At 65.3% G+C, this 22745-nt stretch carries 22 protein-coding genes; 11 read left to right on the top strand and 11 right to left on the bottom strand.

All coding sequences use genetic code 11. The features are described from left to right. Window positions 1–448: 448 nt before the first annotated feature. The gene (locus IVB24_RS28565) at window positions 449–685 is read right to left on the bottom strand and encodes a DUF1127 domain-containing protein (RefSeq protein WP_106951490.1); all 237 of its coding nucleotides are present in this window, start codon (window positions 683–685) and stop codon (window positions 449–451) included. Between the two features lie 187 nt (window positions 686–872). On the opposite strand from IVB24_RS28565, the gene IVB24_RS28570 reads away from it, so the two are divergent. Further along, complete coding sequence (locus IVB24_RS28570) at window positions 873–2216, top strand: PLP-dependent aminotransferase family protein (RefSeq protein WP_094972367.1); 1344 nt, start codon at window positions 873–875, stop codon at window positions 2214–2216. Window positions 2217–2230: 14 nt separating this feature from the next. On the opposite strand, the gene IVB24_RS28575 is transcribed toward IVB24_RS28570, so the two are convergent. Then, complete coding sequence (locus IVB24_RS28575) at window positions 2231–2830, bottom strand: YdcF family protein (protein ID WP_247769791.1); 600 nt, start codon at window positions 2828–2830, stop codon at window positions 2231–2233. A 62-nt stretch (window positions 2831–2892) separates the two neighbouring features. Continuing rightward, window positions 2893–3480: a hypothetical protein gene (locus IVB24_RS28580; protein WP_247769792.1), complete on the bottom strand. Its 588-nt coding sequence runs from the start codon at window positions 3478–3480 to the stop codon at window positions 2893–2895. A gap of 77 nt (window positions 3481–3557) precedes the next feature. Between IVB24_RS28580 and IVB24_RS28585 the strand changes: the two genes are divergently transcribed. Further along, the gene (locus IVB24_RS28585) at window positions 3558–3992 is read left to right on the top strand and encodes a hypothetical protein (protein ID WP_140480474.1); all 435 of its coding nucleotides are present in this window, start codon (window positions 3558–3560) and stop codon (window positions 3990–3992) included. A 6-nt stretch (window positions 3993–3998) separates the two neighbouring features. Here IVB24_RS28585 and IVB24_RS28590 read toward each other — a convergent pair whose 3' ends face one another. Both IVB24_RS28590 and IVB24_RS28595 read right to left on the bottom strand, forming a co-directional pair. Next, window positions 3999–6398 (bottom strand): EAL domain-containing protein, encoded by a 2400-nt coding sequence (locus IVB24_RS28590; RefSeq protein ID WP_247769793.1) that lies wholly within the window; start codon window positions 6396–6398, stop codon window positions 3999–4001. 216 nt (window positions 6399–6614) lie between these two features. Further along, window positions 6615–7121, bottom strand: coding sequence for a ferritin-like domain-containing protein (locus tag IVB24_RS28595; protein ID WP_094972538.1), 507 nt, complete (start codon window positions 7119–7121; stop codon window positions 6615–6617). A 426-nt stretch (window positions 7122–7547) separates the two neighbouring features. Between IVB24_RS28595 and IVB24_RS28600 the strand changes: the two genes are divergently transcribed. Together IVB24_RS28600 and IVB24_RS28605 are read left to right on the top strand one after the other, a co-directional pair. Continuing rightward, window positions 7548–8630, top strand: a complete 1083-nt coding sequence (locus tag IVB24_RS28600; RefSeq protein WP_094972371.1) for a YbhN family protein — start codon at window positions 7548–7550, stop codon at window positions 8628–8630. 86 nt (window positions 8631–8716) lie between these two features. Then, window positions 8717–10669 carry a hypothetical protein gene (locus IVB24_RS28605; RefSeq protein ID WP_247769794.1) on the top strand — a complete coding sequence of 651 codons (1953 nt, stop codon included), beginning with the start codon at window positions 8717–8719 and terminating at the stop codon, window positions 10667–10669. Window positions 10670–10707: 38 nt separating this feature from the next. Here the strand turns inward: IVB24_RS28605 and IVB24_RS28610 are convergent, their stop codons facing one another. Beyond that, window positions 10708–11082, bottom strand: a complete 375-nt coding sequence (locus IVB24_RS28610) for a hypothetical protein (RefSeq protein WP_247769795.1) — start codon at window positions 11080–11082, stop codon at window positions 10708–10710. Window positions 11083–11445: 363 nt separating this feature from the next. Here IVB24_RS28610 and IVB24_RS28615 point away from each other — a divergent pair, with 363 nt between their 5' ends. The 6 genes from IVB24_RS28615 (at window position 11446) to IVB24_RS28640 (ending at window position 18382) form a co-directional block, all read left to right on the top strand. Then, the gene (locus IVB24_RS28615) at window positions 11446–12351 is read left to right on the top strand and encodes a LysR substrate-binding domain-containing protein (RefSeq protein ID WP_094972373.1); all 906 of its coding nucleotides are present in this window, start codon (window positions 11446–11448) and stop codon (window positions 12349–12351) included. Window positions 12352–12479: 128 nt separating this feature from the next. Further along, window positions 12480–13424 carry a 5-dehydro-4-deoxyglucarate dehydratase gene (gene kdgD, locus IVB24_RS28620; RefSeq protein WP_247769796.1) on the top strand — a complete coding sequence of 315 codons (945 nt, stop codon included), beginning with the start codon at window positions 12480–12482 and terminating at the stop codon, window positions 13422–13424. 25 nt (window positions 13425–13449) lie between these two features. Beyond that, window positions 13450–14793: a glucarate dehydratase gene (gene gudD, locus IVB24_RS28625; protein WP_247769797.1), complete on the top strand. Its 1344-nt coding sequence runs from the start codon at window positions 13450–13452 to the stop codon at window positions 14791–14793. Window positions 14794–14811: 18 nt separating this feature from the next. Continuing rightward, window positions 14812–16260 (top strand): aldehyde dehydrogenase family protein, encoded by a 1449-nt coding sequence (locus IVB24_RS28630; protein WP_247769798.1) that lies wholly within the window; start codon window positions 14812–14814, stop codon window positions 16258–16260. A gap of 124 nt (window positions 16261–16384) precedes the next feature. Next, a complete protein-coding gene (gene garD, locus IVB24_RS28635; RefSeq protein WP_247769799.1) occupies window positions 16385–17926 on the top strand; it encodes a galactarate dehydratase in 1542 nt (513 codons plus the stop codon). A gap of 186 nt (window positions 17927–18112) precedes the next feature. Further along, on the top strand, window positions 18113–18382 hold the full coding sequence (locus IVB24_RS28640) for a hypothetical protein (protein WP_247769800.1): 270 nt from the start codon (window positions 18113–18115) through the stop codon (window positions 18380–18382). A 52-nt stretch (window positions 18383–18434) separates the two neighbouring features. Here IVB24_RS28640 and IVB24_RS28645 read toward each other — a convergent pair whose 3' ends face one another. The 3 genes from IVB24_RS28645 to IVB24_RS28655 form a co-directional block, all read right to left on the bottom strand. Next, the gene (locus IVB24_RS28645) at window positions 18435–18785 is read right to left on the bottom strand and encodes a hypothetical protein (RefSeq protein ID WP_247769801.1); all 351 of its coding nucleotides are present in this window, start codon (window positions 18783–18785) and stop codon (window positions 18435–18437) included. Between the two features lie 322 nt (window positions 18786–19107). Next, window positions 19108–19704: a DUF2147 domain-containing protein gene (locus tag IVB24_RS28650; protein WP_094972379.1), complete on the bottom strand. Its 597-nt coding sequence runs from the start codon at window positions 19702–19704 to the stop codon at window positions 19108–19110. 106 nt (window positions 19705–19810) lie between these two features. Next, window positions 19811–20839 (bottom strand): NAD(P)/FAD-dependent oxidoreductase, encoded by a 1029-nt coding sequence (locus tag IVB24_RS28655; protein ID WP_247769802.1) that lies wholly within the window; start codon window positions 20837–20839, stop codon window positions 19811–19813. A 181-nt stretch (window positions 20840–21020) separates the two neighbouring features. On the opposite strand from IVB24_RS28655, the gene IVB24_RS28660 reads away from it, so the two are divergent. Beyond that, on the top strand, window positions 21021–21488 hold the full coding sequence (locus tag IVB24_RS28660; RefSeq protein ID WP_166468752.1) for a thioesterase family protein: 468 nt from the start codon (window positions 21021–21023) through the stop codon (window positions 21486–21488). 45 nt (window positions 21489–21533) lie between these two features. On the opposite strand, the gene IVB24_RS28665 is transcribed toward IVB24_RS28660, so the two are convergent. Together IVB24_RS28665 and IVB24_RS28670 are read right to left on the bottom strand one after the other, a co-directional pair. After that, window positions 21534–21854 (bottom strand): 2Fe-2S iron-sulfur cluster-binding protein, encoded by a 321-nt coding sequence (locus IVB24_RS28665; RefSeq protein WP_027560383.1) that lies wholly within the window; start codon window positions 21852–21854, stop codon window positions 21534–21536. Window positions 21855–22018: 164 nt separating this feature from the next. Continuing rightward, on the bottom strand, window positions 22019–22393 hold the full coding sequence (locus tag IVB24_RS28670) for an Hpt domain-containing protein (protein WP_247769807.1): 375 nt from the start codon (window positions 22391–22393) through the stop codon (window positions 22019–22021). Window positions 22394–22745 lie beyond the last annotated feature (352 nt).

The following is a 22745-nucleotide window of genomic DNA, read 5'->3' on the forward strand; positions in this document are numbered from 1 at the left end:
GCGCATCGTCAGCCGCAAGGCGACGGGGGCAATAGTGCAACGCTCCCCGGGGAGAGCGCGACATAAGCCGTAAAGCCACTGCGCAGGGAAGGCCGGGCTGTCCTGGCTACACCTGTATGCCGCTGTGCAGCTTTTTGTTACGCAGAATTCGCACAGTGGACCGCGGGTGCCAGCAGGCGCCCGGCCTTCCCTGCGCCCTCTTTCATTCGAGGGTGAAGCGATCAACAAAGCTCGGGCGAAATGCGCCGCGAGGATGCGATCCCATGTCAGTCATTCGACAAAGCTCTCGTGCCCCGGACGCTGCGCAGCCTCTCTTCGACGGTGCGCTGCAAAGCCGGGGCCCATGCATCAGCGAGTGCGCGGCTTCCCGGGTCCCGGCTCTGCGCAGCAGCGTAAGAACGCTGCGGCGCGTCCGGGACACGAAGGGAGCGAGCGCGTCAGAAGCGCCTCACAGATACCGCGTCAGCTCGGCCTTGACCTGCCCGTAGACGGCGTCCTCGATCTGGCTGCGCGTGATCCCGATGTCGCGCAGGGCGCGGTCGTCGAGGTCGCTCAATGTCTTGACGGCCGAGCGGCGCTCGAGGCTGTTGAAGAGCGCATAGGCGCCCTGGGCGAGCGTGCTGAAAAATCCGCCCGTCGAGGATGGGCGTAAATTCCGCCCGGCAGTTTGCGAGATCGTGGTCATCTTTTCTTCTCCGGCTTTTGGTCCTGCCGCGGCGAAGCGAATGCCGTTGGCGCAGACGCGTGAGCGCTTGCACCTCATTTGCCGTCGGATTGCTCTCGCTCTCCTCGGCTCAATCGTGGACCTTGATGGAACTTAAATGCTCCAGTACACTACTCGGAGCAAGTGAAACATTGCTCTCGGTGCAATAATGTCCAAGTTCGAGTACGTGAAGCTTGCCGATGCCATTGCCTCGGATATCTCTAATGGCACGTTAAGACCCGGCGATCGGCTGCCGCCGCAGCGCAATTTTGCCTATGATCGTGGCATCGCGGTCTCGACCGCGAGCCGGGTTTATACGGAATTGCTCCGCCGCGGGCTCGTCGTCGGCGAGGTCGGCCGCGGCACCTTCATCTCCGGCGACATCAGGCGCGAGGTCGAAGCATTGAGCGAGCCGCGCGATGCGCGGATCGATTTCGAGGTCAATTATCCGCTATTGCCGCAGCAATGGGCGATGATCGCCAAGAGCCTCGCGGGGCTGGAGCGCGTCGACGCACTGGAATCCGCGCTGCGCGTCTCGACCAGCACCGGCACCAAGAGCGCGCGCAATGCGGCTGCCGCCTATCTCGCGCGCAAGGATTTCGTGCCGCAGGCCGAGCAGATCGTCTTCACCGCCAACGGCAAGCAATCGCTCGCCGCCGCGCTCGCGGCACTCGTCCCCACCGGCGGCCGTTGCGGCGTCGAGGCGCTGACCTACCCTTACGTCAAGAGCATCGCGGCGCGGCTCGGCATCACGCTGGTCCCGATTCCCATGGACGAATTCGGCGCACGTCCCGATGCGATCCAGAAAGCGCATCGCGAGGCGCATCTGTCGGCGCTGTATCTGCAGCCCATCATCCAGAACCCGCTCGGCGTCACCATGAACGCGACGCGGCGCGCCGACATCATGCGGGTCGCCGAGAAGCTCGACCTCACCATCATCGAGGACGCCGTCTACGGCTTCCTCGCCGACGACACGCCGCTGGCTGCGCTCGGGCCGGACCGCTGCATCGTGATCGACAGCCTGTCCAAGAAGGTCGCGCCCGGCCTCGCGCTCGGCATCCTCGTGGCGCCGCCTCGCTTGCGCGAGAGCGTGATGAGCGCGGTCCGCACCGGCGGCTGGATCGCCTCGGGCCATGCGCTCGCCTCCGGACAACGGCTGATGGCCGACGGCACCGTCGCCGAGCTGACGCGGCTGAAACGCATCGACGCCTCGCGGCGGCAGCAGACCGCGGCAAGGCTGCTCGCCGGCTACCAGATCGCCGCCGACACCCGCTCGTATCATCTCTGGCTGACCCTGCCGCCACACTGGCGCTCGCAGACCTTCGTCGCCGCCGCCGCGCGGCGCGGCATCGCGCTGACGCCGTCCTCCACCTTCGCGATCGCCCACGGCCATGCACCGAACGCGGTGCGCCTCGCCCTCGCCCCGCCCACCTTCGAGCAGCTCGACTCGGGCCTGCGCACGATCGTCTCGCTGCTCGGCACCAAGGAAGAGGATTTCGACTCGACGGAGTAGCGGCCCTGTGCCCGTCAGCCCTCCGGCCAGTCGGCGATAAAGCCGTTCGCCTTGTACGGCTCGATCTTGTCCCATTCATGCAAGACGCGACGGCGAAATTCGACATCCGTGTGCCAAAGCCCGCGCGGCGTCACAAAGCTATCGACCGTGAGCAGCATCTTCTCGACCTGCGGCCAGTATCGGTGCAGCGTCATCGGATAGCGGCGCGCGGTCCAGGTGTTGCCGAGGCAGATCACGCTGCGGATATGCTGCAGCCCGAGCGCCGCATCGATGATCGGCAGCGAGAAGATCACGTTCTCGCCGGTGTTCGTCGCGCGATCCTCGCCGAGGATTCTGTCCGCCGGAATGCCCGCTTTGATCATCGCAGCCTTGATGATGCTGCACTCGGATTGCTCCGAGCCGGGCGTCACACCGCCGCTCACAATCGACCACTGGAACAAGCCCGCGCGCCACAGCCTCGCAGCGGTATCGGCGCGCAAACCAACGTCCTCGCGGGTGCCGAACATGAACAACAGGTCGGCCGGTCGGAGGGGTGTATCGATCAGGTGCGTGCGGTTGATCCTGGCGATCTCATCCGCAGTCGGCACACGCGTGCTGCGATCCCTGGCTGACATGACCGCAAGATGCGACACCGACGCAACGCAGCGAAGTCACGTTTGATTGCGGTCGATTTCACCTAAGGCAGCAACGCCTTCGGCACCTGATCGAAGCGATAGCTCTGCGGCTGGTTGCGCCGGACGAAGCCGCCGACCTGCCAGGCGAACAATGCGGCAAAGCCGATGATGAACAGCGCGCCGGCGAACTCGCCGATGACAAGCGCCCGGATCAAGAGGCCCGCCATCGCCACCGTCAGCACCGCCAGCGATGCCAGCACCGCCGCGTAGGCTGTGCGGCCAAGCCCGGCGGTCAGCGTTGCGCGGCTACCCGCTTTCGCCATCCGTGCGTGCAGCGCGACGATGAACGCGCGAAAACCGTTGTCCTGCGGCGCCATCAGCGCCGCGGTCTGCCAGCTCGTCGACAGGATCGCGATGCGGCGGCCGCTGGCGTGTGTGACATCGGCGCGAAAGCGGTGCTGCTGCATCGACACCGGGCGGAACGACAGCCGGACCGCGCTGATCTCCTCGTAAGGCCACAGGCCGGATCGGCCGCCGATGTGCCAGGATAGCCCCTGCTCGGTCAGCTCGAAGCGATGTGCCGAGCCGATCAGCGACGCCCTGTAGGCGTAGCTCGTGACCGACGCGGTCTCAGCTTCCGAACCCTGCATCCCGACAATCGACCCCGTCCGCCATCCCGCCTGCGATCCGCTTGCGCGATCGCCCTCGCCCATCCTACAAGCGGGCCATGGCTGAGACGACCTTTTTTCCGCGCCGCCTGATTCTCGGCGCCGCCGTGATATCAGGCGTGCTGCTCGCGCTTGCGGTGCACATGCTGGGCGCGCGCTACGGGCTCGACCTCGGCGGGCTCTGGCGTTCCGACACGGCCGAGTTCATCCCCGCGGGCGCTGCGATCGCGTGGTGGCTGATCGCGACGGTCGGCTTCTCCGGCGGCTATTTCACGGCGACGCTGATGCAGAGCGCGGTCTCCGGCCAGATCCCGCAACGGATGCGGCAGTTCCTGATCGCGGTCGGCGTGCTGCTGCTTGCGGGTGCGGGCCAGGTGGCCTCGGCGCCGAGCCCGGTCCCGACCGTCTCGGGCGTGCTGGCCGGGCTCGCCGCGCTGTGCCTCGGTGCCGTCATGGCATTCTGCGGCGCCCATTTCGCCCTGCGCCGCGGGTAAAAAACCTTAGGCTGAGGCCAGCAGCCGCGGGCGGTTCAACATCACTGCCACGTCGGAGGCGGGCCGCGGCTTGCTGAACAGATAGCCCTGCGCCTGGGTGCAGCCCTCGCGCCTGAGGAGCTCGAGCTGCGCGTCGTTCTCGACGCCTTCCGCGGTGGTGACGATGCCGAGGCTGCGGCCGAGACCGGTCACGGCGCGGATGATCGCCATGGAATCCTCGCGCGTCGCCAGCTCCGACACGAAGGAGCGGTCGATCTTGATCTTGTCGAACGGGAAGCTGCGCAGATAGCTCAGCGACGAATAGCCGGTGCCGAAATCGTCCAGCGAGATGCGCACGCCCATGGCGCGCAGCTCATGCAGCGTGGCCAGCGTCGCCTCGCTGTTCTGCAGCAGCACGGATTCGGTAATCTCGAGCTCGAGACGGCGCGCGTCCAGTCCCGAGGCGGCGAGCGCTGCGATCACGGAGGCAATCAGGTTCGGATTCTTGAACTGCACCGGCGACAAATTGACGGCGAGATCGACATCGTCCGGCCAGGTGGCGGCATCCGTGCAGGCCGAGCGCAGCACGAATTCGCCGAGCTGGAGGATCAGTCCGGTCTCCTCGGCCAGCGGAATGAAATCGATGGGTGCGATCAGGCCGCGCTGCGGATGGTTCCAGCGCAGCAGCGCCTCGAAGGCGACGACGCGGCCGCTGGCGACATCGCGGATCGGCTGATAATAGGCCTCGAACTCGTCGCGCTGCAGCGCCGCGCGCAGGTCCATTTCCAGGAGGCGCCGCGCCTGCGCGCGCGCATCCATGCCGGTCTCGAAGAAGCGATAGGTGCCGCGGCCGTCCGCCTTGGCGCGGTAGAGCGCGAGGTCGGCGTTTTTCAACAGCTCGTCCGGATTGCTGCCGTCCTGCGGCGACAGGGAGATGCCGATCGAGACGCCGATCACGATCTGATGGTCGTCGATCTCGTAGGGCGCCGAGATCGCCTCGACGAGCCGGCCGGCAAGCGATCTCGCAGCGGTCTCCTCGGAACGACCGATCTGGACCACGGCGAACTCGTCGCCACCCAGTCGGGCCACGGTGTCGTTCTCGCCGACGGCGGCCGTCAGCCTGCGGCCGACCTCCTTCAGCAGCGCATCGCCGATGGGATGGCCGAGCGAATCGTTGATGTCCTTGAAGTGATCGAGATCGAGACAAAGCACCGCGAGCTGATCGCCCGACCTGGTCCGGCGCAGTCCCTGCTCGAGCTGCTCGTGGAACAGCACGCGGTTCGGCAGGCTTGTCAGCGCGTCATGGCGCGCCATGTGCGAGATCTTGGCCTGCGCCTCCAGCCATTCGGTGATGTCCTCGAAGGTCGCGACCCAGCCGCCGCTCTGCATCGGCTGGTTGACCACCCGAATGGAACGGCCGAACCGGTTGACGACGTCCGTCGTGGTGCGGCCCTCGCGCGCGTCGGCGACGAGGCGGGCGAAGAATTCATCGGCCTCGCCCTGCCACTCGCCCTTGGCCTGCTCCTCCCTGAGCACGTCGACCAGGAGGCGGCCGGTCAGCGCGACGTCGGTGCGACGAAGCATGGCCGCATAGCGCTCGTTGAACAGCATGATCTTGCCGTCGGCATCGAACATGCAAAGACCCTGCGACATGTTCTCGAGCGCCGTATCCAGCACCATCTGCTGGGCGCCCAGTTCGCCCCTCGCGCGGCGGTCGAGCAGCGCGGCCACGAGCGCGATCGCGATGATCGCAACCGCGGCGCTGGCGGTGAGGAAGGACAGCGAGGCCGGCGGAATCGAGAGGCCGCCGATCGCGAGCGTCGGATCCGGCGTCAGCACAACCGCGCCCATGGCGGTGAAATGATGCGCGACGATGGCGACCGTCAGCAGGACCATCGCCGTCAGTGCATGGAAGAGGTCGTCGCGTCGCACGGCCACGAGCAATGCAAGCGCCGCAAAGACGATACCCGACAGCACCGAGACGGCGACCGTGCTTCCGATCCAGTGCACCCGCGCCGGCATCTCCAGCGCCGCCATGCCGGTGTAATGCATCGCCGCGACACCGCTGCCGACGATGGCGCCGCCGAGAACGATCCACACCGCCCGCGAGGACGACACGGCAATGCTCAGCCCCACGAAGGTCACGGAGATCGCAAAGATCAACGACAGGATCGTCACTGGAATGTTGTAGGCACCGGCGCCGCCCGGTCCGTAGGCGAGCATCGCGATGAAATGCGTCGCCCAGATGCCGCAGCCGCTGACGGCCGCATCGAGGCCGAGCCAGGTCAGGCGTCCGACGCCCTGAGTCGCCCGCGCCCGGTGGAACAGGCTGATCGCGGCCGCGCTGGCAAGCAGACACACCGCGCCGGCGAGCACAACGAGCCGCCAATCGTGCTCGTCGGTGAGACAGTAGAGAACTTGATGCATTGCGGGCCCCTGATGGACCCGCACATGGCCTGACAATAATGGACAGGTGGTAACTGGCTACGCGCCAGCTTCGGCAATGGTGAACGGAAGCTGTGTCCATTCACTCGGATTGTTCATCCCGCCCGCGAACACCGGGACCGATCATGATGGACGGCTCCCGTGGTCAGGGAAACGCCGCGCGGATGACCGCGCGGCGTTTCGATCACGACACCTTCATTAGCTCGCCGCGCGCAGATTCACCTTGCTCTCGGCCAGTGCTGTCAGCTTCTGGTCGGTTGCCTTCTCCTCCTCAAGCGTCTTGGCGAGCACGCTGGCGCAGTCGTTGCGGCCGAGTTGCTTGGCCCAGGCGATCAGGCTGCCATAGCGCACGATCTCGTAATGTTCGGCGGCCTGCGCCGCGTTGATCAGGGCGGCGTCGAGCACCGCCTTGTCGGCGACTTCGCCGGCGGTCTCCTCGGCTTCCTCGATGATGCCGTCGATCGCCGGACAGTCGACTGCCTTTGCGGCGACGCCGTGCATCTTGAAGACCTCCTCCAGCCGCGCGACGTGCTGTTTCGTTTCCTCGAGATGCGTCAAAAAGCCCTGTTTCAACTGCGGATCGGTGGCCTTGCTGGCCATCTTCGGCAGCGCCTTGGTCAGCTGCTGCTCGGCGTAATAGATGTCCTGGAGCTGGTGCACGAACAGGTCGTTCATGGTCTTGATGTCTTTTGTGAACAGTCCCATCGTTCCGTCCTCTTCCGATTTCTGGAACACGAAGTCAGCGGCTTTGCCAGAAAGCCGCTTGTTCCGCCGTGTCCGGTTGCTGATGGGGCCCAACGAGCGCGCGGCATCGGCGTTCCAAAAAGACCCATATGGCTTGCGCTGGAACAATGCGGCCGGCGTCGGGATCGAAGATCGTGTCGACATACGACATGCGTGAGCCGGACCGGGCTCACGACTCATATGCTTAACGCGCCAGCGATGTGAACCGCGTATGACAAAGGGGCCGGTCCGGCGCAGAACCTATTGTTGTCAAGGGCTGCACAAGCCGCTGATTATGCCTTAAATGATCTGGATCATGCCTAGCGATCGATGCCTGCCTTTGGCCATGATCGCACCCGACCGGCCAATGTCTGGCCCGGACGGTCTTTGCCCCCGCCGGGAGGATGAATGCACGGACTGCTGCCAGCGCTGAAGCGCGGGTTCAAGAGATGGATCGGCTGGCGACGCCTTGGAGTTGCCGCGAGCATCTTCATCATCGCCTTCGCGATCACCTCGCTGGTGCGGACCCTCAAGGGCATCGATACCGGGGTCATCCTGACCGCGTTAACCGAGATTCCCCGCGGCAGCATCGGGCTGGCGGCGATCTGCGTGTTCTTCGCGTTCTGTACGCTGACCTTCTACGACTTTTTTGCACTGCGAACGATCGGCAAGAAGCACGTGCCGTACCGCATTGCGGCGCTCTCCAGCTTCACGTCCTATTCGATCGGCCACAACATCGGCGCCACGGTCTTCACCGGGGGCGCGATCCGCTTCCGGATCTATTCGGACTATGGGCTGAACGCGATCGACGTCGCCAAGATCTGCTTCCTGTCGGGCCTGACCTTCTGGCTCGGTAACATCTTCGTGCTGTCGATCGGCATGGCGATCCATCCCGATGCGGCATCCTCGATGGATCAGCTCCCCTCCTCGATCAACCGGCTGATCGCGCTCGGCGGGCTCGCCTCGATCGGCGCCTACCTGGTCTGGCTCGTGATGGGCGAGAAGCGGCGCGAGCTTGGCCAGAAGGGCTGGAAGGTGGTGCTGCCGTCGGCGCCGCTGACGTTGGTCCAGATCCTGATCGGGGTGGTCGATCTCGGCTTCTGCGCCACGGCGATGTACCTGCTGATGCCGGCCAACCCGCCGATCGACTTCATGTCGCTGGCCGTGGTGTTCATCCTGGCGACGCTGCTCGGCTTCGCCAGCCACGCCCCCGGCTCGATCGGCGTGTTCGATGCCGCCATGCTGCTGGCGCTGCCCGAATTCGGCCGCGAGCAGCTGCTGGCGACGCTGCTGGTGTTCCGCATCCTCTATTTCGTGATCCCGTTCGGCCTCGCCATCTCCATCATGGGCGCGCGCGAGCTCTGGATGAACGTGGTCGAGCCCTGGCAGGAGCGGCGGCGGCTGGCGGAGGCCTGCGCGCAGGCCAATCTGCCAAAGCAGGTGGCAGCAATGGAGCGCGAGCGGACGCTGCGGCAGGCCAGCAAGCGGTAGGCCACGATCTCGCCCCGGAGGGGTTGCAGGCGGCAGAGCAATGCTCTCTTATTTCCGCCTCAACTTTGCCGTTGAAGACGCGGGCCATGATCCCTTCATTCCTTCGCACCCTCTCCGCAGGCGCCCTGTTGCTTGCCGGGATTCTGATTGCCATGCCACCGGAGCGCGCCAGCGCTCAGGATTCCGGCGCCCTGCAGATCAATTGGGAGGTGCGCAACCGCTTCCGGCTGTTCCGCGAGGAGCGCGACTTCCTGCTCCATGTCGAGAACGCCCGCAACCGCAGCATCCTCGCCGCCGAGCAATCGCTGGAGCTCCAGAGCGAGGGCCGCGGCTGGGCCCGCAACATGGTCAATCGGCTCTGCATCGACCTGCAGGGCCGGGTCAACCAGCCCTGCACTCGCGACAATACCAAGGAAAACTACCTGACCCCGATCGACCATCCCGTCACCGTGCGCCTCGTCGGCGCGGTGCCGGTCGGCGCCACCTGCGCCTGGTCGTTCGACGACGGCGACGGGCCTCAGCAATCGACCTTCGACTGCGCCGAGCCGATCAATCTGCGCGTCCGCTACGGCAAGCAGACGGTCGCGACCGTCGACGTCTCCTCCGGCTCCGATCCGACCCAGCGCGTCCAGACCGAGATCCAGGTCCGCGACATCTTCGTCGCCGGCCTCGGGGACAGCATCGCCTCCGGCGAAGGCAATCCGGACCGGCCGCTGGCGCTGTCGGACGAAGGCTTTTGCTTCCGCTCCTATCTGGGCACCGCCGGCGCGCAGTACTACCGGCCGAGCCGCCACGGCTTCAAGGGCGGCCGGGCCTGCGAGGCGCCGGATACGCTCGCCAACTGGCAGCGCTACAGCGCGCTCTGGTTCAACTCGCCGTGCCACCGCTCGCTCTACAGCTACCAGACCCGCACCGCGCTGGCGCTCGCGGTGCGCTACACCCACATCGCCGTGACTTATCTTCCGCTCGCCTGCACCGGCGCCAGCATCAGCGACGGGCTGCTCGGCTCGCAGCGTGCCCGCGAATGCCCGCCCGGCAAGACCGGTGTCTGCAACACCAGCGTGAACGCCCAAGTCGCCGAATTGCGCGAAGCGCTCACCGCGGCGAAGAAGCGCCAGCCCGACCGCACGCTCGATCTCGTGCTGCTGTCGGTCGGCGCCAACGACATCTATTTCTCCGGTCTCGTCGCCGACGTGATCGTCGAGACCGCGACCGAGCGGGCGCTGTTCCGCCGCTCCGGCGTGATGGCGACCGTCGACGATTCCCGCGACGCGCTTGCGCGCGAACTGCCGCAGAATTTCGTCAAGCTGCGCGAGGCGCTGAAGCCGCTGGTCGGCGGCGATCTCTCGCACGTCGTCTATGTCTCCTACGCCAACCCGGCGCTCGCCGAGGGCGGCGTGCCATGCCGCGGCGGCAAGGCCGGCTTCGACATCCATCCGGCCTTCAACGCCGATCCGCAGCGCCTGGCGCGCGTCTCGACCTTCGTCGACACCGAGTTCCTTCCGCAGCTGAAGGGGCTCGCCACCTGCACCCGCGGCGCACTGTGCCGCGATCCCGAAGCCGACCGCATGACCTTCGTCGACGCGCATCAGGCCGCGTTCGCCGATCACGGCTTCTGCGCCCATGCCGGCACCGATCCCGAATTCGACCGCAGCTGCTTTGCCGAGAACGGCCAGAGCTTCAATCCTGATATCGTGAGCGCGGCGAGCCAGCCGATGCTGTGCGGTCGCGGCGCCTCGGAATACCGCGCCTACCTGCCCCGCGCCCGCTGGATTCGCGACGCCAATGACAGCTATTTCGCCGCGATGACCTATCCGCAAGGATTGCCGGCGGCGAGCCAGCCAACCGACATCCACGACGCCACCTGGGGCGTGCTCTCGGCCGTCTATGGCGGCGCGGTACATCCGAGCGCGGAAGGGCATGCGGCGATGGCGGATGCGGCGCTGCCGGCCGCGAGCACCGTGCTCGGGCTGGACGCTGCGCCGCCAAATGTGACGCGCGGGTTTCTGCCGCAGCTGTTGCCGAGCGCGCAACAGTAGCGTCGGGCGCCTTTGCTTCGGCGCGACGGCTGGGGAGTTCAGCCAGAAATGAAATCGTGGTCGACGCCCCGGCCGTGCCAGTAACGCATCTGCAGCCGCGGCGCGATTTCCCAAGCAATCGCAACTGAGGCAATTGCGCTCAGGACGATCATGACCGGGATGTAAAACGAGGCCTCATCACGAAGGGGACTGAGCAGGATCCCCAGCATGCCTGCACCGAACAGCACAGCCTGCGCCATCATGAACACCATGGCCGAGATTTGAAGACGAGCGGGCATTTCATCACCGTAGCTGTTTCGACTTGAGGTAATCCGCCGGGCGCAGAGATGTTCCCAAGCGCGGCAAAGCTGGCCGCCGTCACCATCCAGCGACCGCCGCGACGCGACGAAATGCGGCCCAGACAGCGGTGGCACCGCCGCACCACAACGCACCTAGCGCTCTGCCCGATCGATCCAAAAACGGCATCAATCGATACTCTTTTGAACTTGGACACCTTGCCGCGCGCGACTCTAGGAGTCGTCGGGAGAAGACATTCGAGTTCGGCAACCTCTCCTCGATCAGCACCCGGCGCCAACGCGCTGGTGGCCGCATTCGCTTATCTCGTGGTGGTCGGCAAGATCGAGCGGGTGGTGCTCAAACGTTCCTCCTGAGCGTTCCGAGTGATCGGAGCAGGACAGGCAACTCAACGGCGGCCCAAAAAGCCGCCGTCTTTGTTTTAGGGGTGATCGATGCTAGAAGTGCCGGGGAAACGCCTTATCCATCTAAGGCATGTATCGATGTTCGACCTCAACCAACTCCGCTGCTTCGTCACAGTGGCGGAGGAATTGCATTTCGGCCGCGCCGCGACGCGGCTGAACATGACCCAGCCGCCACTGTCCCGGCAGATCCAGGTGCTCGAGCACATCATCGATGCGCCGCTGCTGGAGCGCACCAGCCGCTCGGTGCGCCTGACCCCTGCCGGGCGCAGCTTCCTGCCTGAGGCGCGGCGCATCCTCAAGCTTGCCGAAAGCGCCTCGCAGGTCGCCCGCCGCATCGCGCTCGGCAAGACCGGGTCGCTGAAGATCGGCTTCACCGCGGCCGCGGCTTATGGCTTCCTGCCCGAGCTCGTCGCGGCCTGCCGCGCCAGGCTGCCGGAGGTGGATTTTTCCCTGAAGGAGATGGTGTCGGGCGACCAGTTCGAGGCGCTGACCTCGGGCCAGATCGACGCCGGCCTGCTCAGGCCGCCGATCGCGCGGCCCGAACTCACCAGCCGCCGCGTCGTCGCCGAGCCCCTGCTCGCCGCGATTCCGAAGAAGCATCCACTTGCGAATGCCGACAGCATCACCATCAAGGATTTCGACGACCAGCCCTTCGTGATGTATTCGCCCTATGAGAGCCGCTACTTCCACGATCTCCTGGTGGCGCTGTTCACCCGCGCCGACGTGCTGCCGCGCTATGTCCAGCATCTCAGCCAGATCCACTCGATCCTCGCCATGGTGCGCGCCGGCCTCGGCCTTGCCATCGTGCCGGCGGCGGCGGCGAGCCTGAAGATTTCCGACGTGCGCCTGCGCCCGCTGAAACTGCGCACGCGCGTCCCCGTCGAGCTGTTCATGGTCTGGCGCCGCGACGACGAGAATCCGCTGCTGTCGGCGCTCGTCAAAATCGCCGGTGAGCTGGCCTCGGCGGAGCCAACGGAAGATTGATGCTGATTCCGCATCGGTCGATATAGGGTTTGGCTTGGACCCGCATCGAACGGTCTCCTAAACCACGGCGCATGGACGCGCAGATGTCGGTGGCGTCCTCCACGACACGCAATGACGGAGCAGCGCCCGTGAGCAAGATGACCCCGCAGGAAATGGCCCAGAAGATCGGATCCGGCCTCCTCTCCTTCCCCGTCACGCCCTTCAAGGCTGACTACTCCTTCGACGAGGCGACCTATCGCGCAAACATGGACTGGCTGTGCGGCTATGATGTCGCCGGCCTGTTCGCCGCCGGCGGCACCGGCGAGTTCTTCTCGCTGACGCCGACCGAGGTCCCTGAAGTCGTCAGGATCGCGGTCGACGAGACCAAGGGCCGCGTACCCGTGCTCGCCGGTACCGGCTACGGCACCGCGATCGCCCGCGAGATCGCTGTTGGTGCCGAGAAGGCCGGCGCCGACGGCCTGCTGCTGCTGCCGCCCTATCTCACCCATGCCGAGCAGGACGGCCTTGCCGCCCATGTCGAGGCGGTCTGCGCCGCCGTGAAGATCGGAATCATCGTCTACAACCGCGACAACGCCGTCCTGCAGCCCGACACGCTCGCGCGGCTCGCCGAGCGCTGCCCGAACCTCGTCGGCTACAAGGATGGCATCGGCGACATCGAGCTGATGACCCGCGTCTACACCAAGCTCGGCGATCGCCTGACCTATATCGGCGGCCTGCCGACCGCGGAGACCTTCGCCCTGCCCTATCTCGACATGGGCGTGACGACCTATTCCTCGGCGGTGTTCAACTTCGTGCCGGAATTCGCCACCAATTTCTACGCCGCGGTGCGCAAGCGCGACCATGCCACGATCCAGGCCGGGCTGAAGGACTTCATCCTGCCGCTGATCGCGATCCGCAATCGCAAGAAGGGCTATGCCGTCTCGATCATCAAGGCCGGCATGAAGGTGATCGGCCGCGATTCCGGCCCGGTCCGCCCGCCCCTCACCGACCTCACCGAGCAGGAGATCGCCGAGGTGACCGCGCTGGTGAACAATCTGCCCGCCATCCGATCGACACAACAAGCGGCAGAATAAGAACGACAACAGCGAGGAGCAAGCGATGGCCCTGACCGAGAGTTCCGGCGCACCTGTCGTCACGGCGATGCAGGTGATCCCGGTCGCGGGCCGCGACAGCATGCTCCTCAACCTCAGCGGCGCGCACGCGCCGTTCTTCACCCGCAACATCGTCATTCTCACCGACAATGCCGGTCACACCGGCGTCGGCGAGGTGCCGGGCGGACAGAAAATCTGGCAGACGCTGCAGGACGCCCGCGATCTCGTCATCGGCAAGACCGTCGGCGCGATGAACAACATCCTCGCCGACGTCCGCACCGCCTTCGCCGACCGCGATGCCGGCGGCCGCGGCAAGCAGACGTTTGATCTTCGCGTCATGATCCACGCGGTCACGGCGATCGAATCCGCTCTGCTCGATTTGCTCGGCCAGCATCTCGACCTGCCCGTTGCCGCGCTGCTCGGCGAGGGCCAGCAGCGCAACAGCGTCGAGACGCTCGGCTATCTCTTCTTCGTCGGCGACCGGCGCAAGAGCAAGCTGAACTACGTCAGCGGCGAGACCGGCAAACCCGAATGGTTCAACCTTCGCCATCAGGAGGCGATGACGCCGGAGACCGTGGTGCGGCTCGCCGAAGCCACCCACGACCATTACGGCTTCGCCGACTTCAAGCTGAAAGGCGGCGTGCTTCGCGGCGAGCAGGAGATCGAGGCCGTCACCGCGATCGCAAAGCGTTTTCCGGACGCCCGCGTGACGCTTGACCCCAACGGCGCCTGGTCGCTCGACGAGGCGATCAGCCTCTGCAAGGACATGCACGGCATCCTCGCCTATGCCGAGGACCCCTGCGGCGCCGAAGGCGGCTTCTCCGGCCGTGAGATCATGGCCGAGTTCCGCCGCGCCACGGGGCTGCCCACGGCAACCAACATGATCGCCACCGACCGGCGCCAGCTTTCCCATGCGCTGCGGCTCGGCGCGGTGGACATTCCGCTGGCCGATCCCCATTTCTGGACCATGCAGGGCTCGGTGCGGGTGGCCCAGACCTGCCGTGACAACGGCCTGACCTGGGGCTCGCACTCCAACAACCATTTCGACATTTCGCTGGCCATGTTCACCCATGTCGGCGCCGCCGCACCCGGCAAGGTCACCGCGATCGACACCCACTGGATCTGGCAGGACGGCCAGGCCCTCACCAAAGAGCCGCTCCAGATCAATGGCGGCAAGATTGCCGTCCCTGACAGCCCGGGCCTGGGTATCGAGATCGACAGGGCCGCCATCGATGCGGCGCATGACCTCTACAAGCAGCATGGACTCGGTGCCCGCGATGACGCTATTGCCATGCAGGACCTGATCCCCGGCTGGACCTTCGACGACAAGCGTCCCTGCCTCGTTCGCTAAGAAACTCTGGAGGAATACATGACTGCGATCCTGAAGAACTTCATCGGCGGCGAATGGGTCGACGGCTCCGGCGTCACCAGGAACATCAACCCCTCCAACACCAACGACGTCGTCGGCGAATACGCCAAGGCCGACAAAGCGCAGACCGAAAAAGCGATCGCAGCCGCCAAAGCCGCCTTCCCCACCTGGGCGCAGTCGACGCCGCAGGCGCGCTATGACGCGCTGAACAAGATTTCCCTCGAGATCCTCGCCCGCAAGGAAGAGCTCGGCCGCCTGCTCGCGCGCGAGGAAGGCAAGACACTCCCCGAGGGAGTCGGCGAGGTCGCACGCGCCGGCCAGATCTTTGCGTTCTTCGCCGGCGAGGCGCTGCGTCTGATCGGCGAAAAAGGCGCGTCCGTGCGTCCCGGGATTGACGTCGAGCTCACGCGTGAGCCGATGGGCGTCGTCGGCATGATCACGCCCTGGAATTTCCCTATCGCGATCCCGGCCTGGAAGATCGCGCCCGCGCTCTGCTACGGCAACACCGTCGTGTTCAAGCCGGCCGAGCTGGTGCCGGGCTGCGCGCATGCGCTCTCCGAGATCATCGCCAAGTCCGGCATCCCTGCCGGCGTCTTCAACCTCGTGGTCGGCTCCGGCTCGGTGGTCGGCCAGACGCTGCTCGACCATCCGGACGTGGCCGCGATCTCCTTCACCGGCTCGGTGCAAACCGGCCGCAAGATCGCGCAGGCCTGCGTGCTGTCGAACCCGATGAAGAAGTTCCAACTGGAGATGGGCGGCAAGAATCCGCTGGTCGTACTCGACGACGCCGACCTCAAGACCGCCGTCGAGGTCGCCGTCAACGGCTCCTATTTCTCGACTGGCCAGCGTTGCACGGCTTCGTCCCGCCTGATCGTCACCGAAGGCATCCACGACCGCTTCGTCGCGGCGATGGCCGAGCGCCTGAACGGCCTGTCGGTCGACGACGCGCTCAAGGCCGGCGTGCATATCGGGCCGGTCGTGGACCAGAGCCAGCTCGATCAGGACCTGCGCTACATCAAGATCGGCCAGGACGAGGGCGCCAAGCTCGCCTTCGGCGGCGAGCTGCTCAAGCGCGAGACGCCCGGCCATTACCTGCAGCCGGCGCTGTTCACCGAAGCCAACAACAACATGCGCATCGCGCGTGAGGAGATCTTCGGGCCCGTCGCCGCGGTCATCCGCGCCAAGAACTACGAGGAAGCGCTGGCGATCTCCAACGACACCGAGTTCGGCCTCGCTTCGGGCATCTGCACCACCAGCCTGAAATACGCCTCGCACTACAAGCGCAACAGCGAGTCCGGCATGGTGATGGTCAATCTGCCGACCGCCGGCGTCGACTATCACGTGCCGTTCGGCGGCCGGAAGGGCTCGAGCTACGGCGCCCGCGAGCAGGGCTCGTACGCACGCGAGTTCTACACCACGGTGAAGACGGCTTATACGTTTCCGGGTTGACCACGGAGAATGTCTCGTAGGGTGGGCAAAGCGAAGCGTGCCCACCACCCACGTTTGACGTGAAGAATGGTGGGCACGGCGCGTCGCGCCTTTGCCCACCCTAAGGCTTCGGAGGCAAGCGCAGATGGACCAGGACGTCGCAGCGAAAGAGCAGCCCCGCTACATCAAGCTCAACGAGCGCGACAATGTCGCGATCGTGGTCAATGATTTCGGGCTTCCCGCCGGCTCGCGCTTTGCCAGCGGACTGACGCTGCGCGCCTTCGTGCCGCAGGGGCACAAGACGGCCCTGGTCGACATCGCGCAGGATCAGCCGATCATCCGCTATGGCGAGATCATCGGCTACGCGCTCTCCCCGATCCTGGCCGGCGAATGGGTCGACGAGGCCCGCATCCGCATGCCGGAGGCCCCTGACCTCGACAAGCTCGAGATCTCGACCGCGGTCCCCGCGCCGCTGCCGCCGCTCGACGGGTTTACCTTCGAGGGCTTTCGCAACACCGACGGATCGGTCGGCACGAAAAACATTCTGGGCATCTCCTCCTCGGTGCAATGCGTCAAAGGCACGATGGAATATGCAGTGAAGCGCATCCGCGCCGAGCTGTTGCCCAAGTATCCCAACGTCGACGACGTCGTGCCGCTCACCCATGCCTACGGTTGCGGCGTCGCCATCAATGCCCCCGACGCGGTCGTTCCGATCCGCACGTTGCAGAACATCGCGCTCAATCCGAATTTCGGCGGCGAGATTCTGGTCATCAGCCTCGGATGCGAAAAGCTCGCACCCGAGCGCCTGGTGCCGGAAGGCGTCAGCGACGCCATCGTGCGCATGCAGGACGAAACCTTCGACGGCTTTGGCGCCATCGTCGATGCGATCATGACGCAGGCGGAAGCCCGCCTGAAAATCCTCAACAAGCGCACCCGCGAGACCTGCCCGGCTTCCGATCTCGTCATCGGCCTGCAATGCGGCGGCAGCGACGCCTTCTCCGGCGTCACCGCCAATCCCGCCGTCGGCTTTGCCGCCGACCTCCTGGTGCGCGCCGGCGCCACCGTGATGTTCTCGGAAGTGACCGAGGTGCGCGACGCCATCCAGCTGCTCACGCGACGCGCGATCAATCAGGATGTCGGCCGCGCGCTGGTGCGCGAGATGGCCTGGTATGATTCCTACCTCGCGCGCGGCGGTGCCGACCGCAGCGCCAACACCACGCCCGGCAACAAGAAGGGCGGCCTGGCCAACATCGTCGAGAAGTCGCTGGGCTCGATCGTCAAGTCCGGCTCCTCCGCCATCACCGGCGTGCTCTCGCCCGGCGAGAAGGCGACGCAGAAGGGTATGCTGTTCGCGGCAACGCCAGCCTCGGACTTCATTTGCGGCACGCTCCAGCTCGCCTCCGGCATGACGCTGCAGGTGTTCACCACCGGCCGCGGCACGCCCTACGGCCTCGCGGCGGCGCCCGTGATCAAGGTCGCGACCCGCACCGAGCTCGCCCGCCGCTGGAAGGACCTGATCGACTTCGACGCGGGCGGCATCGCCACCGGCGAAAAGACCATCGAGGAGACCGGCTGGGATCTGTTCCGCCTCATCCTCGATGTCGCCTCCGGCCGCACCAAGCCATGGTCGGACCGCTGGGGCATCCACAACGATCTGACGCTGTTCAATCCGGCGCCCGTGACCTAACGCGCAGCGGCCTTCGCGAAACCGTCCGGAAACATTGAGGCGGAAAATTTCGTCGCCGTTTCGCCCTGTCGCATCACGCAATCAATAGGTTCGTCGACGGACACACGAATGTTCGCACACCCGCGAACCTGTTCCGGCATCGCCACGACCAAACCTCCGATTGACATCTTCAACGGAGATTTTCCAATGCGTGTTCTCACGATGATTGCCGTCGCCAGCGCCGTGATTGCGAGCCCGACCGTTGCCTTCGCGAGTGAGCTTCCGTCTTACGAAGTGCAGTCGTTGCCGATCTCGGCGACGCAGGTGCAGGTGCTCGGCGGCGCCGGCGTCGAGGAGCAGTCGACCGCGCCCGCGATGATCGTCGCCGGCATGCCAGCCTCGGCCGCGCAGATTTCGGTGCTGTCGCCGCGCGTGAAGCGGCTTGCCAGCGCGGGTTCGGAGAGCGAAGCCCGCTAAGCCTCCGCATCGCTTGCGGCGCCTGCCTCTGACGCGGGCGCCGTCCGCGCTTTCAGGTCATGCTGCCCGGCATGAAGCAGCGCACCCGCGGGTGGCCGTCCATATAGTGCTTCCACACCATGGTGCGGCCGATCTTGTTCGGCTCGGTGACGACGGCACCGTCGGGAACGACAACCCATTCGTCGTCGATGTGGACGCGAAAGCGGCCATGATCGGACTCCCAATCGACGTCGGCGATGACGTAACCGTCGGCATCACTGCAGCATTGGCCGAATTCGCTGTGCAGGCTCTCGAACCAGGGCTTCAAGGGCGAGTTGGCGAAGCGCCCGTCGTCTCGTGCCGGCGCTGACGTCGGCAGGAGCGCTGCCAGGCTCAACGCAGTCAGGAAGGGCGCTGCGCGCAATCCAGTAAGTCGCGATCTCGGAAGTGGCATATTGTCTCCGCGGGTCGACATGATCGCCGCGTGGGACAAAAGAGGCCGCCCGCCTTTCGCAGCTCGGCGAAAGGCGCAAAGGGTAGCGACTCACTCCCCCAGCAGCTTTGCGGAAAGTTATGCAAATCCGGCGCCAGTACGCATTCCGGGCGACTACTGGAATGGAGCCCTGGCGCATTCGCCTTTCGGCGGAGATGGCCGTCGCTGAATTTCAGCCCTCCCCGCCGGCACGGAATGACGACGATGTGTGGAGCTATCGCCGATCAGGCGGCCAAGCGTTCGACGGACACTCTTACTGCTTCGGCGCCGGCGCCATCATCATGCCGCCGCCCTTCTTGGCCGCGGGTGCCGGCGGCTTGGTGGCCGCAGCCTGCGCGGGCAAATATTTCGCGACGATGGCGGGATCGACCTGGGCGATATTGGTGTCAGGCAGGCGCGTCCAGGTCTCGTCCTTGCCGAGCAGCGCAATGCCGAGATAGCCGCGCAGGGTCAGGGTCTGGCCGTCAGGACTGACCTTCATGTTGGCCTTCCAGATCTGGCCGTCGCGCGGATTGAGAACGTTGCCGCCTTCGTACTTCAATCCCTCGCGCTTCATGTTGCGGACGAAGGAGATGCCGAGCACCGGCGCGTTCTTGCGATCGTCGGTGCACTTGGCGCAGATCTCGTTCGGATCGTCGCCGGGCCGCGGGAAGGTCTTTGCGATCACGCCTTCGAAGATGCCGTTGTGGTCGACGAAGAGAAACCATCCGACCGTCTTGCCGTCTTCGACCTTCTGCCAGAGGCCCGCCGCCGTGGGCTCGGCGGTTTGCGCTGCAGACGGCGTCACCATCGCGAGCGACAATGCCAGCGCGAGAAAGGGAAGCAGTCGAGAGCTGGAAAAATTCCGCATTAGATCACCTTGTTATTCCACGACCGGAATGGCCGCAGACTACGGCGATTTCGCGAACGGTTCCAGCACCAGAAACATGGGGCGTTGCCCTCTCGGCCGGCCGCCGTCAGTTGACACCGAGCTTCTTTTGCAGGCTGGAGGACGAGGTCGTGTACTGGAACACGAGCCGCTTCTCCGGATAGACGTAGCGATGGGCTTTTTGCGACATCAGCGCGCCCTCGTGGAAGCCGCACAGGATCAGCTTGATCTTGCCGGGATAGGTGTTGATGTCGCCGATCGCGAAGATGCCGGGAACATTGGTCTCGAACGCGGACGTCTCGACCGGCACCAGATTGTTCTCCAGCGCAATGCCCCAGTTGGCGACCGGGCCTAGCTTCATGGTCAGCCCGAAGAACGGCAGCATGGTATCGCAGGCTATGTCCGTCACGCTGTTGTCGTTGCCCTTGATGGTGGCACCGGTGAGCTTGCCTTCGGCGCCGGAGAGCGCGGTGACCTGGCCGAGCCGGAGATCCATCTTGCCGCCGGCAACCAGCGCGCGCATCTGCTCGACGCTGTGGGGCGCGGCGCGAAACTCGTCGCGCCGGTGCAACAGCGTGATGCGCTTCGCAATCGGATGCAGGTTGAGCGTCCAGTCGAGCGCGGAATCGCCGCCGCCGACGACCAGCACGTTCTTGTCGCGGAACGTCTCCATCTTGCGCACGGCGTAATGGACCGAGGTGCCTTCATAGGCCTCGATGCCCGGCACCGGCGGACGCTTGGGCTGGAACGAGCCGCCGCCGGCCGCGATCACCAGCACCTTGCATTCGAACACCTTGCCCGCATCAGTCGTGCAGCGAAACAGGGGATCGCCGATCCTCTCGACAGTCTCGACCATCTCGCCGAGATGGAAGGTCGGATGGAACGGCTTGATCTGCTCCATCAGCGCGTCGGTGAGGCCCTGCCCCGAAACCTGCGGAATGCCGGGAATGTCGTAGATCGGTTTTTCCGGATAGAGCTCGGCACACTGGCCGCCGACCTTGTCGAGGATGTCGACGAAATGCGTCTTCATGTCGAGAAGGCCGAGCTCGAAAGCGGCGAACAGACCGCAGGGGCCGGCGCCAATAATCAGCACATCTGTTTTGATCGCGTCGCTCATGTCGTCTCTTTGGCTGTCGTTATCTGTTGGACGGCGCCCGGCGGGCAGAAGTGACCCTGCCTGTCTAGCCAACGGGGATGGATCAGGGAAGGCATAAAAGCGGGAGCGCCCCGCTGCCGCACCCACTTGCCGGAGCAGGATAACTGGGCTGTAACGAGCAAGATATGACGGAGATCAATCGGTGAACGCACCAAGCCGCCTCGATACGACGCCGCGCCTGGAGGACTATCCCTTCCGCCTCAGCGACAACGTCCGCTTCGGCGATCTCGATCCCAACCAGCACGTCAACAACGCGGTCTACGCCACCTATTTCGAGACCGGCCGCGTCACGCTGATGAAGCTGCCCGAGTACGGGCTGACGCCGGCAGGGCTCGCCTGGATCATGGTGCGGCTCGACATCCATTTCCGCGCCGAGCTGCACTGGCCGAACACGATCGAGCTCGGCCTCGGCGTGGTGAAGCTCGGACGGACGTCGGTGACCTTCGAGCAGGTCGTATTCTCGCAAGGAAAGTGCATCGCCTCGGCGATGTCGGTCGGCGTCATGCTCGACGAGGCGACGCGGCGGCCAGCGCCGCTCAGCGCGGAGATCGTCGAGAAGCTCAGACCCTGGCACAAGCGCGGCATCGAGGTCGCGACACCGAACATCTAATTCAGTCCAGAAGAGGCAGGCCTGCGAGGATCAGGCTTGCAAGGATCAGGCTTGGCGTTCCGGCGTCGCCACGACGAGACCGTCAAGCTCGTCGGAGACCTTGATCTGGCAGGACAGGCGCGAGTTCGGGCGTACGTCGAAGCCGAAGTCGAGCATGTCCTCTTCCATCGGCGTCGGGCTGCCGACCTTCTCGCGCCAGGCTTCGTCGACATAGACGTGGCAGGTCGCGCAGGCGCAGGCGCCGCCACATTCGGCCTCGATGCCGGGAATGCTGTTGCGGATCGCGGCTTCCATCACGGTTGCGCCGTTCTCGACTTCTACCGTGCGGGTTTCGCCCTTGTGGTCGACAAAGTGAATCTTGGCCATGTGTGCTCGTGCTGCCGCGGTGCTGGGAATGAAGGAGGGTCCGGGCTGTCCTATAACGGGTCGATCATGCCGGCGCCATAGGGTTTTAAGGCGAAGTGAACCCCGCTTTGCGGGAAGAAAACGCGTCAAAACAAGAGACTACAGTCCGGCTCGGCCGCGTGGCCTCAAGCCTTCAGGATCGCCTCGATGGCAGCGCGGGCCTCGGTCACCGCCTCTTTCAACGCGGCGAAGGCGTGGCGCTGGTCATGGCCGGTCTGGATCGCGATCTCCAGGCTTGCGGCGGCATCCGCCACCGCGAAAGCGCCGATCCCGCGGGCCGAGCCCTTGAGCTTGTGGGCCAGTGCGCCCGCCTCGGCCGGCAGCGCCGCCATCGCCGCGACCAGGCGGACCGCCTGCTCGGCAAACATGGCCAGCACTTCCTGTTCCAGCTCGGCGTCGCCGAGCGTCATCCGGGAGAGATGGTCGAGGTCGAGCGGGCTGTCGATGGGTGCAAGCGGGGGCGAGGGCATCCAGTCCATCCGTTGCAGTTCAGGCGTCATTGGCGCAGGCCCCGGCATCGCGCGACGGTTCCGCCGGTTCGGCGGTAAGTTCGCCTCACCCAAGCATGGAAATGGTTAACGAAATGTTTGGGGTCTCGAACGCAAATCCGCCGGCTTGTTGACGAAAAGTTGCCGCAATCGGCCGAGTCCGGTGGAGAATTGCATTTATTGCTAAGGCGTTACGGCGCGATCCTGTTAACGATGATTAAGATTGTCTTAATCGCGGGCATTTCATTCGCGACGCTCTGCCAATAGGATGTTTCGGAAATTGGCGGACAAGCCGTCCGGGTGGGGACGGCTCGGAGACCCGCGCAAGCGGCATGATCCGGTCTGTGGGCTTGCGCAGCGCGCA

Origin of the sequence: Bradyrhizobium sp. 192 (genome assembly GCF_023100965.1) — a bacterium.
In the GTDB taxonomy this organism is placed as follows: Bacteria; Pseudomonadota; Alphaproteobacteria; order Rhizobiales; family Xanthobacteraceae; genus Bradyrhizobium; species Bradyrhizobium symbiodeficiens.